Origin of the sequence: Lentzea flaviverrucosa (genome assembly GCF_003350445.1) — a bacterium.
Lineage (GTDB): Bacteria > Actinomycetota > Actinomycetes > Mycobacteriales > Pseudonocardiaceae > Lentzea > Lentzea californiensis.
The window spans coordinates 184824-198684 of sequence record NZ_QQAU01000020.1 but is presented as its reverse complement, the minus strand read 5'-3'; the positions used below and the strand labels follow the sequence as shown (position 1 = coordinate 198684).

Here is a 13861-nt window from a genome sequence, read left to right as displayed (position 1 = left end):
CACCCGGTCCCATTCCGAACCCGGTAGTTAAGCCCTTCTGCGCCGATGGTACTGCACTGGTTACGGTGTGGGAGAGTAGGTCGCCGCCGAACTTACGTACAGAAAACCCTCGAGGGTCGAGCGCCACAAGCGCTCCCCTCGGGGGTTTTCTGCGTTCGCCGGCTTCGGCGCGATCATCAGCGCCACCGTTCGGTGACGAAGGCGCGTGGAACGCCGAGACTCCTGACTGCCCGGTACCTTCTCCACCATGCACAACGAGCACCGCACCGCCCGAAGGTCAGCCGGCGTGGGAAGGACCGCAGACCTCGCCACGAACCCGTTCCGGGTCGACCGCGACCGCGTGGCGAGTTCCCCGTTCTTTGCGAGGCTCGGCGGAGTCACCCAGGTCGTCAGCTCCACCGGCTCGGGTCTGCTCGTGCACAACCGCCTCACCCACAGCCTGAAGGTCGCCCAGGCCGCGCGCGCCATCGCCGAGCGCCTGACCAACCGCCCCGAACTGACCGCGGTGCTCGAGAAGCTGGGAGGGTGCGACCCCGACGTCGTCGAGGCCGCCGCCCTCGCGCACGACCTGGGACACCCGCCGTTCGGCCACCTCGGGGAACAGGTCCTCGATCGGCTGGCCCGGCACAGGTTCGGGCTGCCGGACGGGTTCGAGGGCAACGCGCAGTCGTTCCGCATCGTCACGACCACGGACGTGCGGGGTCCCAAGGCGCTCGGCCTCGACCTGACCGTGGCGGTGCGGGCGGCGATGCTGAAGTACCCGTGGACGCGGCACCAGTCGCTCGACCTGCCGGTCGCGCCCCGTGGTGCGGCCGAGCCGGACGACATGCCGGGCACCGGCAGTTCGAAGTTCTCCGCGTACGTGACGGAGATCAGCGACCTGCGGCAGGCGCGCGAACCGTTCGAGGGCCGCGTCGAGTCGTGGCAGCAGACCGTCGAGGCGAGCGTCATGGACACCGCGGACGACATCGCGTACGCGATCCACGACCTGGAGGACTTCCACCGGGTCGGTGTGCTGCAGCACGCGACGGTCGCCGCCGAGCTCGGCACGTGGCAGGCCCAGGCGCTCGACCTCGCCGGGCTGAGCGACGCCGAGCTCTACGCCGAGATCCGGATGCCCGGGCGGTCGCTGGAGACGCTCCGCAGGCGCATGCACCTCAAGGACTCCTGGGTGATGAGCGACGAAGCGTTCGCGATGGCGGTGCGCAAGGTGAGCAAGGAGCTCGTCGACGGGTTGCTGTCGGTGCCCTTCGACGGGTCGGTCGAGGCCGAGCAGGCGGTCGCCGGGTTCAGTGCGCGGTGGACGCGCCGGCTCGTCGACGCGGTCGGGGTGATCGAGGAGCCCACACCGCGTTCCGGGCACGTGGTGCTCGCGGTTCCACAGTGGCACGAGGTGCAGGTGTTGAAGTTCGTGCACCGCCGCTTTGTGTTGCTGCGGCCGGATCTGGCGTTGCACCAACGTGGACAGGCGCGTTTGCTCAGTTCGCTCGTGGACGCCCTGGAGCAGTGGGTGACCGACCGGGCGGAGGCGGACCGGTTGCCGCGCAGGTTGCACGATCTGGTGGAGCTGGCCGAAACGGAGTACGCGGCGCTCGCCCGGACGGAGCCGTCCACATTGGTCGGTGCCGCCGGCGAGCTTCCGGTAGGGCCAGATGCCGTCAGGGGATTGGCACGCGGACGCGCGGTCGTCGACTTCGTTGCGTCGCTGACGGACAACCAGGCGGCCGCACTGCTGGAAGCCCTTTCCGGGCGAACCGGTCAGTTGTGGACTGACGCTTTTGTTCTGTGAAGTGTGATCGCGTCTGCTAAGTGGGAAGTAGCCCAATCGGATGCTGACTGTGATCAGGCAAGCACCATACGTTGGCGCCTCGACCGGGAATCTCCGGTCGCAGGCCGCGTGCTCGGGGGCACGCCAACGTTCGGGGGAGAAACTCCTGTGCGCCGATCTCGAAGAGGCACGACCTTAGTCACCGCAGGTACCGCAGTTCTTCTGGCCGCACTCACCGCAGTCACGCCGGCGTCCGCTGATCCGGGCAAGGCGTCCAAGTCCATCAGCGACCGCACGGCAGCGCAGATCTCCGCGCTGCAGAGCATCAAGAAGTCGCTCACCCCAGCAGAGTCCAAGGTGGACAGCGCACTGGTCGTGGAGGCGCGCAAGCGCGTCTCAACTGGTACCACGAGCGCCCTTCCGCAGGTGCAGACCGGCGTTGCCGTGACGCCGAAGTCCACCACTCTCGTCGACATCCGTGCCAAGCAGTACTCCGAGGACCTGGTCAACGCTGTCCGCGCGGCGGGCGGACAGATCCGGGCAGTGTCCCCCGAGCACCGCACCGTGCGTGCGGAGGTTCCGGTCGCGAAGATCGCCGAGATCGCCGGGCGCTCCGACGTCGCCCGTGTCGAGCCGGGCAGCGACGCGATGACCCAGGACGTGAAGAACAAGAAGGACGCCAAGTCCCGCAAGGCTCCGTCCAAAGAGGACAAGTCGCGGGAGGTCGAGCGCCGGCTCTCGGAGAAGCAGCTCTCCGTCCAGGCCGCCAAGGTCGCGGAGAGCGACAAGGCGCACAACGCCGAGGCCGCACGCGGTTCCTTCCGCGTGACCGGTGTCGGCGTGAAGCTCTGCGCGCTGTCGGACGGCGTGGGTTCGCTGACCGTGTCGCAGGCCTCCGGCGAACTGCCGGCCGTCGACATCGTGCCGGGTCAGGCGGGTTCCGGTGACGAGGGCACCGCGATGCTCGAGATCCTGCACGACCTCGCGCCCAACGCCGAGCTCGGCTTCGCCACGGCGTTCAACGGCGACGCGAGCTTCGCGGACAACATCAAGAAGCTGCGCTTCGACCTCGGCTGCGACGTCATCGTCGACGACGTCATCTACTTCAACGAGTCGCCGTTCCAGGACGGCATCATCGCGCGCGCGGTGGACGCGGTCGTCGCCGACGGCGCGATGTTCTTCTCCAGCGCGGGCAACCAGGGCAACGTCGAGGACGGCACCTCCGGCCACTACGAGGGCCAGTTCGTCGACTCGGGTGTGGGCGTCGGCAAGTTCGCCGGTTCCGCGCACGACTTCAACCCGGACCCGAACGCCAAGCAGCTGTTCAACCCGCTGTCGAACTTCTCGGGCGACACCCCGACGGTGCTGCACTGGGCCGACCCGCTCGGCCAGTCGGCCAACGACTACGACCTCTACCTGGTCAACGCCCAGGGCAACGTCGTCACGTTCAGCCAGAACAACCAGGACGGCGCACAGGACCCGTACGAGCGCATCAACACCCCGGCGAGCTCGACCGGGACGCGCCTCGCGGTCGTGAAGTACCGCGGTGACGACAAGTACTTCGCGCTGTCGCTGTTCGGTGGCCGGTTCGCCGACACCAACGACGGCCTGAAGAAGTACGTCACGCCGGGCACCACGCGCGGCCACTCGGCGGCCAAGGGCGCGATCTCCGTCGCGGCCGCACCCGCCGCCGCGGCACTGCCGTTCGACCTCGAACCGGGCGACCCCGCCAACCCGAAGGGCCCGTACCCCAACGCCTTCGACGGCACGCAGAAGCCGGAGCGCTTCACCTCCGACGGCCCGCGCAAGACGTTCTTCGCACCGGACGGCTCACCGCTCGCCGAGACCCGGCAGAAGCCGGACATCACCGCGGCCGACGGCGTGACCACGTCGGTGCCGGGCTTCGCGCCGTTCTTCGGCACGTCCGCCTCTGCTCCGAACGCCGCCGCGATCGCCGGCCTGGTCCTGTCCGGCAACCCGACGCTGACGCCCGCCGAGGTCAAGGAAGCCCTTGTGGCGACGGCGATCGACATCGTCGAGTCCGGTGTGGACAACCGCACCGGCGCCGGCATCGTGATGGCCGACCGCGTCCTGCAGTACACGGGTGCGTCGCCGCAGGCACTGGCCCGCGCGCAGAAGCCGACGATCGTCAACGACGCCGACGGAAGCGCTTTCCTCAAGCCGGGCACCAGTGCCACGGTGACGGTGCCGGTGGCCAACAACGGTGACGGCTCGGCCGCGTCGACCTCGGTCGTGCTGTCGACGACGTCGGCCGGCGTGACCATCGCGCCGCGCTCCAAGTACTACGGCAACATCGACCCGGGCCAGACCGTCAGCAACACCTACAAGGTGACCGTGCCGGCCTCGGCCGCGCTCGGTTCGGCGGTCAAGCTCGACGCACGCGTGACCTACGCGGGTTCGACGTCACCGACGACGAGCTCGTTCACGCTGCGCGTGGGTGAGCCGTCGCGCGAGTTCAAGACGTTCGCCTACACCGGCGAACCGCTCGCCATCCCGGACAACGACCAGACCGGTGTCTCGGTCTCGCTGCCGGTGACGGGTGTCGGCGCGGCGTCGAACCTGAAGTTCTCCGTGGACGGCGCGACGTGCTCGGCCACCGAGGGCTCCACGACGGTCGGCATCGACCACACCTTCGTCGGCGACCTGGTGGGCACGCTCACCTCGCCGTCCGGCAAGTCCGTGACGCTGTTCTCACGGGCGGGCGGCACCGGCAACAACATCTGCCAGGCCGTGTTCGACGACGCGGCCACGTCGCCGTTCTCGAGCGTGACGAGCGCCAACGCGCCGTTCACCGGCTCGTGGAAGGCGGGTGCGCCGCTGTCCTCGCTGACCGCGGAGCCCGTCGACGGCACGTGGGTGTTCAAGGTCGCCGACGTGGTGGGCTCCGACCGCGGTTCGATCCGCTCGGTGACCCTCAGCGCCGCCGGCTGGGTCTGATGACCTGAGCTCGACCTGACGGAAGGCCCCCGGCTCGCGAGCCGGGGGCCTTCTCCGTGCCGTCCTGAAGCCCGAACGGAAAAAGGGGCGCCTCCCGGATCGGGAAGCGCCCCTGACGTCGTTCAAGGCCTTGCTAGCGGTTCGGCCACTCCCACCGGATGCCGAACACGCCGGGACCGAACCCGAGCGCCACGGCGTGCACGCCGCCACCCGAGTCCAGGGTGAGGTTGCGCCGCCGCGAAGGCGTCTCGTCGCCCGCGGGCACGCTGTACTGCTGCACGCGCGACGGCAGGTTCGTCTCGTCGAACCGGACCTCGATCACGTACTCGCGCACCGGCAGCCGGAACTTGCGCGCGAACGTGTTGTTGCCCTTGGGGGCGTGGCCCTCGGGGAACACCAGCTGGTATTCCATGATGAGGGTCTCGCCGCGGGCCAGAGGCCGTTCGAACATCATCTCCGCGACCATGATGTTGGCCTCGTGGTCACGGGCGATCCGGCCGAGGTGGCAGTTGCGCACGTTCAGGATCTCGGGGAGCACGTCGGACTCCTCGGTCTCGAACACGAGCGCCCAGCGGTCGGGCCCGTCCTGCTCCGCGCGGAGGATCTGCCGCACCCACACGGATTTCTGCCCGCCGTCGGCAGAGATCTCGATGCGGTCGTGCTGGCTGATCCGGCCGAGCTTCAGGTCAGAGGACGTGTCGACCTTCGAGAGCAGGTTCGCGACCCGCTCCCTTCGCGCCCACAGGGCGTCGATCGGCATCATCGTCGTCGGGCGGCAGCGGCGGCCTCGCGGACGAGGTGGACCGAGCAACGCCGACAGACCCGACTGAGGCACTCCCAGAACCGACTCGAGGTGCCGCAGCGCCTCCAGTGACTCAGGGCGTTCAGGCCTTCGTCGTCCTGACTGCCAGTAGCTGAGCGTCGCGACGCTGATGGTCACTCCGCGCAGTGCCAACCGGTGCTGGATGCGGTCGAGACTGAGTCGGCTAGCCTTGATCGCCGCCCTCAACGCTTCCGGGAACGGTCCCGTCGTCAAGAGTTGCGCAAGGCTGCCGTGACCCGTCGAGTCAGTGTCCTCGACGGTCAGTGTTGGTCGACCGGCAGCAGTCGTCATGGTGACTCCCCGCTGTCATAAGATCACGCCCCAGTGACCCTACCCGTCCGTGAACATCGCTGGTCGGAGCCGGATGGAGTCAATGGTTAATCCATACGGTTGATGAGTTCACGCTTTCGAGACTCATCTGTCAAGTGAATCGAACCCACCAGTAACATCTCTGTGCGTTCACGGCCTGTGTCGGACCGGTTCTACTGCGTGCACGATGATCGGCCCCGGCCACGGGGCTCAGGGGGTGGCGGCCAGGTGAGCAGGGTGCGTCCGGTCCCCGGTGGAAGGGCCGTCGAGGTCGAACCGGAGCGGGTTCTCGGGTGGATCGACCGGTTCGCGGACCGGCACGGCGCGACCGAGGTCCGTGTGGCCGAAGCCGAGGTCGTCATCACCGCCGAGGACGGCGCGACGGCCACGTTCGCGACGCGCGGCGGTACCTCTCTATTAGAGGTAGTTGAAAAGTTGACCGAGCCCCGCAGGATCGGGCTGGTCCTCGTACGGCTCGGCGGCCACAGCGTCGGGGTGGCGTTCGGCGGCAAGGTCGAGGTGTCGGCCACGGACCGCAAGCAGGTCCACGGCCGCATCCGGGCCGGCGGGTGGTCGCAGCAGCGGTTCGCCCGCCGCCGAGAGGGTCAGGCCAGGGTCGCGCTGCAGGCCGCCGCGGACGACGTGGCCAGGGTGCTCGTGCCGCGGCTCGCCTACCTCGACGGCGTCGTGCTGGGCGGCGACTGGCAGGCGCTGGACGTGCTGCGCAACGACCGCAGGCTCTCGGGCGTCTTCAGCAGGGCCGAGGACCGCGTGCTGGACGTCCCGGAACCCCGGCGCACTGTGCTGGACGAGGCCGCGGAACGAGCCCGCTGCGTCGAGATCGTGATCCAGGACACACGGGCAACCGGACCGGGGCCCAGCCACATGGATACGGGTGAGGGTGCCTGATCCTGGCGCCACTGACCTGCTGGAGCTGCAAGTGCGCAAACGAATGGTGATCGTGGCCGGAGCGGTCGCGCTGGGTGCCATCGGCATCGCGGTGCCCGCCCTCGCGCTGAGCGGCGGCGACAGCGCGCCCCAGCCCACGACCTCGGCTCCGCAGCCGCCCACGTCGTCCCCGGTCTCGACCAGTCCTTCGGTGCTGCCGCCGTCTTCGACCGCGCCCGAGGTCACGCCGTCCGTCGTTCCTCCGTCGTCGAAGCCGGGGCACCCGCCCACGACCGTGCTGCCGCCGTCGTCGCACCCGGCGTACCCGCCGACGACCGCGCCCCCGTCGGTCCTGCCGACGCCTTCGGTCCTGCCGACGCCGCCGGTCAGCCACAGCCCCACGACGTGGACCCCGCCCGCCACGACGCCGGCTCCGTCGTCCACCGCCCGGTAGGGAGTCACCTCTGAACTGGGAGGCCGAGTTCACCGACTGCTTCGACCGGTACGCCGACTCGATGCGGTTCACCGCGTTCTTGTTGTGCGGGAACTGGCACGAGGCGGAAGACCTCATGCAGTCGGGGTTCTTGAAGCTGTACCTGGCCGGTCCGAAGCTCTCGGACCGGTCGGGGCTGGAGCCGTACCTGCGTCAGATCGTCGTGCGGACGTTCCTCGCGGAACGCCGCAAGGTGCGGTGGCGCAGGGAGAAGCTGACTGACGCACCCCCAGAGGGCCTGTCCTCCGTCACGACGGCGGAGGACAGGCTCGTGGTGTGGCAGGCGCTCACCGCCGTGCCCGCACGGCAACGCGCTGTCCTCGTGCTGCGCTTTTGGCACGATCTCAGCGTCGAGGACACCGCGACGGCGCTGAACTGCTCGACGGGCACGGTGAAGTCGCAGAGCAGCAAGGGCCTGGAGACGCTGCGGCGCAAGCTGGGACCGGAATTCGACCACTTGAGGCTGGAGGTGTGATGGTTCGCGAAGACGACCTGCGGGCGACTTTCTCCGCTCTGCACCAGGAAGGGGCGCCGCCGCGTGCCGTCACCGCGGCCGACGTGATCCAGCGCGGCCAGGCCGTGCGGTCCCGGCGCCGCACCATCGCGGTGGTCGGCAGCGGGCTCGCGACCGTGGGGGTCGTGGCGGTGGCGCTCGCCGTGCTGCCGGCCGCGGCACCCCCGGAACCGGCGACACCGGGGCCGTCCTCGACGACGTCGCAGGTTCCGCCGACCACCTCGCCGTCATCGCCTTCCGTGCAGCCGACGCCGACGACGTTGAACCCGCCCAGTTCGCACGCACCGCAGACACCGCCGGTCCAGTTGACGACCGCTCCGGGTTCCACGACGCCGCCGCCCGGCTCGGTGACGAAGCCGGGCGTGCCGCCGACGTCCGTGCAGCCACCCTCGTCGTCCTCCGTTGCTGATTCGGTGCCGCAGACCTCGCGCTGAGCGGCATGATCCGGGCCATGAGCGCTCAGATCCGCCTGGTCGAGATCACCGATGCCAATCGCGACGCCGTGGTCGCCGTGCGCGTGCATCCCGCGCAGGAACGGTTCGTCGCCTCCGTCAAGAAGTCCTTCGTGGACGCTCGGGAGAACCCCGACGCGAAGCCGTGGTTCCGCGCGGCCTACGACGGTGACGTGCCGGTCGGGTTCGTGATGCTGAGCTGGGACAACGTTCCCGGCCCCGGCCTGTACGGGCCGTACTTCCTGTGGCGGCTGCTCGTCGGCGCCGAGCACCAGGGCCGTGGTCACGGCCGCGCGATCCTCGGCGAGGTCGTGGCGTTGCTGAGGGCCGCCGGGGCCGCTGAACTGCTCACCAGCTGCGTGCCGGGGGAGGGGTCGCCGGAGCCGTTCTACCGAGGGTTCGGGTTCGTGCCCACCGGCGAGGCCGACGACGACGGCGAGATCATCCTGCGGCTGGACCTGGGCCCGGGCTCGCGACCGTGAAGTGCCGGTCCGCGCCGGGGGACTCCAGTTCGTCGAGCACCGCCACGGCGAGGTCCTCCGCCGAGATCGCGGACGGACCCGTCAGCAGCTCGTCCGTGCCGCGCCGGTAGGAGCCGGTGCGGTCGCCGGGTTCGAGCAGCGCGGGCGGGCTCAGGTACACCCATTCGGCCTGGTGGGCGCGGCACTCCTCCAGCTGGCGCATGCTCGCCTCGGCGACGGGACGGATGTGCGCCGGCACGTACCGCTCGTCGTCGAGCACGAGCCCCGGGCCGTCCGGTGTGCGCAGCGGGGCGGCGCCTCCGACGACGATGACCCGTGTGCGTGTCGCGAACGCCGCGTCGAGCACCACCGTCGAGGTGACGCCCGTGGTGGCCACCACCGCACTGTCCACTCCGGACAGAACGCCGTCCATCAGCTCCCGGTCGGTGGCGTCACCGCCGGCGCCGCGGGAGACACCTGTCACGTCGTGTCCGCGCCGCACCGCCTCGGCGACGACCCGCGAACCGACCATGCCGGACGCGCCGACGACTGCGATCTTCACTGGAGAGCTCCTTCGGCGAGAACGGGTGCCGGTCGCTGGGCGGCGACGATCGCGGCGAGGGCGAGTGCGAACCCGGTGAGCTGCACCAGGTCCAGGGTCTGGCCGAGGACGACGACGCCGAGCGCCGCGGCGACCATGGGGGACAGCAGGCCGAGCATCGAGACGGACGTGACCGGCAGCGTGCCGATCGCGCGGAACCACAGCACGTAGGCGAGCAGGCCGCCGACACCGCCGAGCCACAGGTAGCCGAGCAGCGCGGTGAGGCCGATCGCCGGCGGCGGGCCCTCGAACAGGAACGTCACCGGCACCAGGAACAGCCCGCCCGCGGTGAGCTGCCAGCCCGCGAACGCCGTCGGGCTCGCCCCGGCCGGCCTGCCCCACTTCTTCGTCAGCGTCACGCCGAGCGCCATGGTCGCGGCGCCGCCCAGTCCGGCCAGCACGCCGGCCAGGTCGAACCCGGCCGCTGGGCCGAGGACCACGAGCCCGACGCCGAGCATGCCGATCACGCCCCAGGCGAGTCGCCACGCGGACGGGCTCTCCCTGAGCACCCCGACCGCCAGCAGTGCCACCACGAGCGGCTGAGCGGCGCCCAGGGTGGCCGCGACACCACCGGGCAGGCGTTCGGCCGCGATGAACAGGAACGGGAAGAACAGGCCGATGTTGAGCACGCCCAGCGCGGCCGCCTTCGCCCACCACGACCCGCGCGGCAGCGTCCTGGTGAGCGCCAGCGCGACCAGTCCCGCGGGAAGCGCGCGCAGCAACCCCGCGAAGAGCGGGTGGCCCACCGGCAGCAGTTCGGTCGTGACCACGTAGGTCGAACCCCAGACCACCGGTGCGAACGCCGCGAGCGCGGTGCGGGAGAGGTCGCTGTTTCTCACGTCGTCCAGTGTTGGCGGGCTCGATCGATGAGTCCAACACATGCTTTTCATCCGATCCATCGTGATTCAAGATGGATGGCGTGGAGCTCCAGCAGATGCGGTACGTGGTGGCGGTCGCCGAGACGGGCAGCTTCACCAAGGCCGCCCGGCAGTGCCTGGTCGTGCAGTCGGCCTTGAGTCACCAGATCGCCCGTCTCGAACGGTCGCTGGGCGCGCGGTTGTTCGAACGCACCAGCCGCAGCGTGCGGCTGACCCCGGCGGGTGCGGCGTTCCTGCCGTCCGCGCGGCAGTGCCTCGACCTGGCCGAACGGGCGGCGGCCGAGGTCGCGGCGGCGGTGGGGGAGGTGCGCGGACGGGTGGTGGTCGGCGTGATCCCGACCGTTGCCGCCGTGGACCTGCCGGCCGCGTTGAAGGTGTTCCGCGAGCGCTATCCGCAGGTGCGGGTCGCGTTGCGGATGCAGTCGAGCTACGAGCTCGTCGACCAGGTGCGGCAGGGAGGGCTCGACCTCGCGTTCCTCGGCCTGCCGCTCGGCGTGCGGCCGGAAGGCGTGCGGGGCCGGCAGCTGGCGCGCGACGAGCACGTGGCCGTGATGGCGCCGGAGCACCCGCTCGCACGGCAGGAGTCGACGAACCTGCGGACCCTGGCGGAGGAGCTGTTCGCCGACTTCCCGGCGGGGTCGCCGGGGCGGACGCAGTCGGACCAGGCCTTCTCGATCGCGGGGCTGCACCGCGAGGTCGCGTTCGAGGTGACGACCGCGGAGTTGATGGCCGGGCTGATCCGGGAGGGGCTCGCGGTGGCCGTGCTGCCGTCGCGGTACACGCCGCGGCTGAGCGGGGTGGTGACCGTGCCGATCGTGGACGGGCCCTCGCGGGTGGAGCACCTCGTGTGGAGCGCCGGTGGGCTGACTCCGGCGGCGGCGGCGTTCCTGGAGGTGCTCGGAGTGCCCGAAACTGTCGGTGGTGCCTGAGAGGATGAAAGCAGGGGACCCCCTGCGGGGGACCCCTGCGTGAGCGTTGCCCGCGATGGCGTGACTTAGACCGCGGTGGCGTGACTCAGCCCGTGGTGGCGTGACTCAGACCGCGATGGTGTGACTCAGACCGTGGTGGCGTGATTCAGGCCGTGGTGGCGTGATTCAGGCCGTGGTGGCGTGATTCAGGCCGTGGTGGCGTGATTCAGCCCGCGGTGCCCGTGGAGAGCAGACCCCCGTCGACGCGGACGGTCTCGCCGGTGATCCATGAAGCGCCGTCCGAGCACAGGAAAGCCACGAGGGAGGCGACGTCCTCCGGCGTGCCGAGGCGCTTCATCGGGTACTGCTGCGCGGCTTCCTCCTCGCGGCCGACGTAGAGCGCCTCCGCGAACTTCGTCTTCACCACGGCGGGCGCGACGGCGTTCACGCGCACCTTCGGGCCGAGCTGCCACGCGAGTTCCTCGGTCAGGCGGATCAACGCCGCCTTGGACGCGCCGTACGCGCCGATCACGCCCGTGGACCGGATGCCGCCGATCGACGCGATGTTCACGACCGCGCCGCCGTGCTCGCCCATCCACGCCTTCCACGCGAGCTGGACGAAACCGAGCGCGGCCACCACGTTGACGTCGAAGATCTTCTTGACGGCGTTCAGGTCCGCCTCCACCAGGAAGCCGAACTGCGGGTTGATGCCGGTGTTGTTCACGAGCACGTCGAGGCGGCCGAACTCCTCGACCGTGCGCGCCACGGCCTCTTCGCGTGACGCGTCGTCGCCTGCGTTGCCCGCGACCGCGAGGACGCGACCGCCCGTGTCGGCCGCCAGCTGCTTGGCCGCCTCGTCCAGCTGGTCGGCCTTGCGGCCCGTGATCGTGACGGACGCGCCGCGGGAGAGGAGCTCGCGCGCGATGCCGTGGCCGATGCCGCGGGACGCGCCGGTGACCAGCGCGGCCTTGCCCGAGAAGTCTTCGCTCATGGCCGCAATCTATGCGTCCCGCCACAGGTGGGAAATTCGATGGTCGCAATCCCGTAGGATGGTCGCGTGATCCTCCTGGAGTAGGCCGAACCGGACGTGCCATCCCTTGCCATGCCCGGAGTTCTTGTAGCTACTCGGAGTTTCTTTTGATCACCGCAACTGACATGGAGTTGCGCGCGGGCTCACGCATTCTGGTGAGCGGCGCCAACCTGCGCGTTCAGCCCGGCGACCGCATCGGCCTCGTGGGCCGCAACGGTGCCGGCAAGACCACCTCCCTGCGCGTTCTCGCCGGTGAGGGTCAGCCCTACGCCGGCACCATCATGCGCAAGGGCGCGCTCGGCTACCTGCCGCAGGACCCCCGCGAGGGCGACCTGTCGGTCATCGCCAAGGACCGGGTGCTGTCCGCGCGCGGTCTCGACCAGCTGCTCCGCGACATGGAGAAGGCCCAGTCGAAGATGGCCGAGCTGGTCGACCCGGACCAGCTCGACGTCGCCGTCGCCAAGTACGGCAAGCTCGAAGAGCGCTTCTCCTCGCTCGGTGGTTACGCCGCCGAGTCCGAGGCCGCCCGCATCTGCTCGAACCTCGGTCTGCCGGACCGGGTCCTGGCGCAGCCGCTGAGCACGCTGTCCGGTGGCCAGCGCCGTCGCGTCGAGCTCGCCCGCATCCTGTTCGCCGCGTCCGAGGCGGGCATCGGTGCCAAGTCGAGCACGATCCTGCTGATCGACGAGCCCACGAACCACCTCGACGCCGACTCGATCACGTGGCTGCGCGGCTTCCTCAAGTCGCACGACGGCGGCCTCGTCGTGATCTCGCACGACGTCGAGCTGCTCGACGAGGTCGTGAACAAGGTGTGGTTCCTCGACGCGATGCGCGGCGAGGTCGACATCTACAACCTGGGCTGGAAGAAGTACCTCGAAGCCCGTGCGACGGACGAGAAGCGCCGCCGCCGTGAGCGCGCCAACGCCGAGAAGAAGGCCGGCGCGCTGATGACGCAGGCCGCCAAGATGGGCGCGAAGGCCACGAAGGCCGTTGCGGCGCAGAACATGGCGAAGCGCGCTCAGAAGCTGCTCGACGGTCTCGACGACGTGCGCCAGAGCGACAAGGTCGCGAAGATCAGCTTCCCGTCGCCCGCCCCGTGCGGCAAGACCCCTTTGATGGCAGAGGGTCTGAGCAAGTCCTACGGCTCGCTGGAGATCTTCACCGGCGTGGACCTGGCCGTCGACAAGGGTTCCCGCGTCGTCGTGCTCGGCTTCAACGGCGCCGGCAAGACGACGCTGCTGCGGTTGCTGGGCGGTAGCGAGAAGGCGGACGCCGGTGGCGTCGTCCCCGGTCACGGCCTGAAGATCGGCTACTTCGCGCAGGAGCACGAGACGCTCGACCACAACGCGTCGGTGTGGGAGAACATCCGCCACATGGCGCCGGACGAGCAGGAGCAGCGGCTGCGGTCGTTGCTCGGCACGTTCCTGTTCAGCGGTGAGCAGCTCGACCAGCCCGCCGGCACGTTGTCCGGTGGCGAGAAGACGCGGCTGGCGCTGGCCGGTCTGGTGTCGTCGGCGGCGAACGTGCTGCTGCTCGACGAGCCGACGAACAACCTCGACCCGGCCTCGCGTGAGCAGGTGCTCGACGCGTTGCGGCGCTACGAGGGTGCCGTCGTCCTGGTGACGCACGACCCCGGCGCGGTCGAGGCACTGGAGCCCGAACGGGTCATTCTGCTGCCCGACGGCACCGAGGACCACTGGTCAGAGGACTACCTCGACCTCGTTCAGCTGGCGTGATCTCCACCCGTCAAAGGATTACCGAGCGCGTTCTGTGATCAA

General features: G+C 69.9%; 13 protein-coding genes and 1 rRNA gene. 10 read left to right on the top strand and 4 right to left on the bottom strand.

Annotated elements, in window-relative coordinates; translation table 11 throughout:
• The 3 genes from rrf to DFR72_RS42120 form a co-directional block, all read left to right on the top strand.
• Positions 1-92: ribosomal RNA gene (gene rrf / locus DFR72_RS42130) — 5S ribosomal RNA — on the top strand; the annotation flags it as partial.
• A gap of 155 nt (positions 93-247) precedes the next feature.
• Positions 248-1789, top strand: a complete 1542-nt coding sequence (locus tag DFR72_RS42125) for a deoxyguanosinetriphosphate triphosphohydrolase family protein (protein WP_090065182.1) — start codon at positions 248-250, stop codon at positions 1787-1789.
• A 147-nt stretch (positions 1790-1936) separates the two neighbouring features.
• A complete protein-coding gene (locus tag DFR72_RS42120) occupies positions 1937-4726 on the top strand; it encodes a S8 family serine peptidase (protein ID WP_245983910.1) in 2790 nt (929 codons plus the stop codon).
• Between the two features lie 133 nt (positions 4727-4859).
• Here DFR72_RS42120 and DFR72_RS42115 read toward each other — a convergent pair whose 3' ends face one another.
• Positions 4860-5666 (bottom strand): hypothetical protein, encoded by an 807-nt coding sequence (locus DFR72_RS42115; RefSeq protein ID WP_245983909.1) that lies wholly within the window; start codon positions 5664-5666, stop codon positions 4860-4862.
• A 420-nt stretch (positions 5667-6086) separates the two neighbouring features.
• On the opposite strand from DFR72_RS42115, the gene DFR72_RS42110 reads away from it, so the two are divergent.
• Genes DFR72_RS42110 through DFR72_RS42090 form a run of 5 tightly spaced genes read left to right on the top strand, consistent with a single transcriptional unit; the run spans position 6087 to position 8687 of the window.
• Positions 6087-6767 (top strand): acVLRF1 family peptidyl-tRNA hydrolase, encoded by a 681-nt coding sequence (locus DFR72_RS42110; protein ID WP_090065286.1) that lies wholly within the window; start codon positions 6087-6089, stop codon positions 6765-6767.
• A 31-nt stretch (positions 6768-6798) separates the two neighbouring features.
• Positions 6799-7200: a RodZ family helix-turn-helix domain-containing protein gene (locus DFR72_RS42105; protein WP_143086694.1), complete on the top strand. Its 402-nt coding sequence runs from the start codon at positions 6799-6801 to the stop codon at positions 7198-7200.
• A 10-nt stretch (positions 7201-7210) separates the two neighbouring features.
• On the top strand, positions 7211-7714 hold the full coding sequence (locus DFR72_RS42100) for a SigE family RNA polymerase sigma factor (RefSeq protein WP_177224536.1): 504 nt from the start codon (positions 7211-7213) through the stop codon (positions 7712-7714).
• Positions 7714-8187 carry a hypothetical protein gene (locus DFR72_RS42095; RefSeq protein ID WP_090065177.1) on the top strand — a complete coding sequence of 158 codons (474 nt, stop codon included), beginning with the start codon at positions 7714-7716 and terminating at the stop codon, positions 8185-8187. Before DFR72_RS42100 ends, DFR72_RS42095 begins: the two co-directional genes overlap by 1 nt.
• A 17-nt stretch (positions 8188-8204) precedes the next feature.
• Positions 8205-8687, top strand: coding sequence for a GNAT family N-acetyltransferase (locus tag DFR72_RS42090; protein ID WP_211335754.1), 483 nt, complete (start codon positions 8205-8207; stop codon positions 8685-8687).
• Here DFR72_RS42090 and DFR72_RS42085 read toward each other — a convergent pair.
• Together DFR72_RS42085 and DFR72_RS42080 are read right to left on the bottom strand one after the other, a co-directional pair.
• Positions 8647-9228: an NAD(P)-dependent oxidoreductase gene (locus DFR72_RS42085; protein ID WP_090065176.1), complete on the bottom strand. Its 582-nt coding sequence runs from the start codon at positions 9226-9228 to the stop codon at positions 8647-8649. The two genes, DFR72_RS42090 and DFR72_RS42085, sit on opposite strands and share 41 nt — an antisense overlap.
• Positions 9225-10106, bottom strand: coding sequence for an EamA family transporter (locus DFR72_RS42080; RefSeq protein WP_245983908.1), 882 nt, complete (start codon positions 10104-10106; stop codon positions 9225-9227). The genes DFR72_RS42085 and DFR72_RS42080 overlap by 4 nt, the downstream gene beginning before the upstream one ends.
• A gap of 80 nt (positions 10107-10186) precedes the next feature.
• Between DFR72_RS42080 and DFR72_RS42075 the strand changes: the two genes are divergently transcribed.
• Positions 10187-11074, top strand: coding sequence for a LysR family transcriptional regulator (locus tag DFR72_RS42075; RefSeq protein ID WP_090065174.1), 888 nt, complete (start codon positions 10187-10189; stop codon positions 11072-11074).
• A gap of 205 nt (positions 11075-11279) precedes the next feature.
• On the opposite strand, the gene DFR72_RS42070 is transcribed toward DFR72_RS42075, so the two are convergent.
• Positions 11280-12044: an SDR family oxidoreductase gene (locus DFR72_RS42070; RefSeq protein WP_090065173.1), complete on the bottom strand. Its 765-nt coding sequence runs from the start codon at positions 12042-12044 to the stop codon at positions 11280-11282.
• Between the two features lie 146 nt (positions 12045-12190).
• Here DFR72_RS42070 and DFR72_RS42065 point away from each other — a divergent pair, with 146 nt between their 5' ends.
• A complete protein-coding gene (locus tag DFR72_RS42065; protein WP_090065172.1) occupies positions 12191-13819 on the top strand; it encodes an ABC-F family ATP-binding cassette domain-containing protein in 1629 nt (542 codons plus the stop codon).
• The last annotated feature ends 42 nt before the right edge of the window (positions 13820-13861 follow it).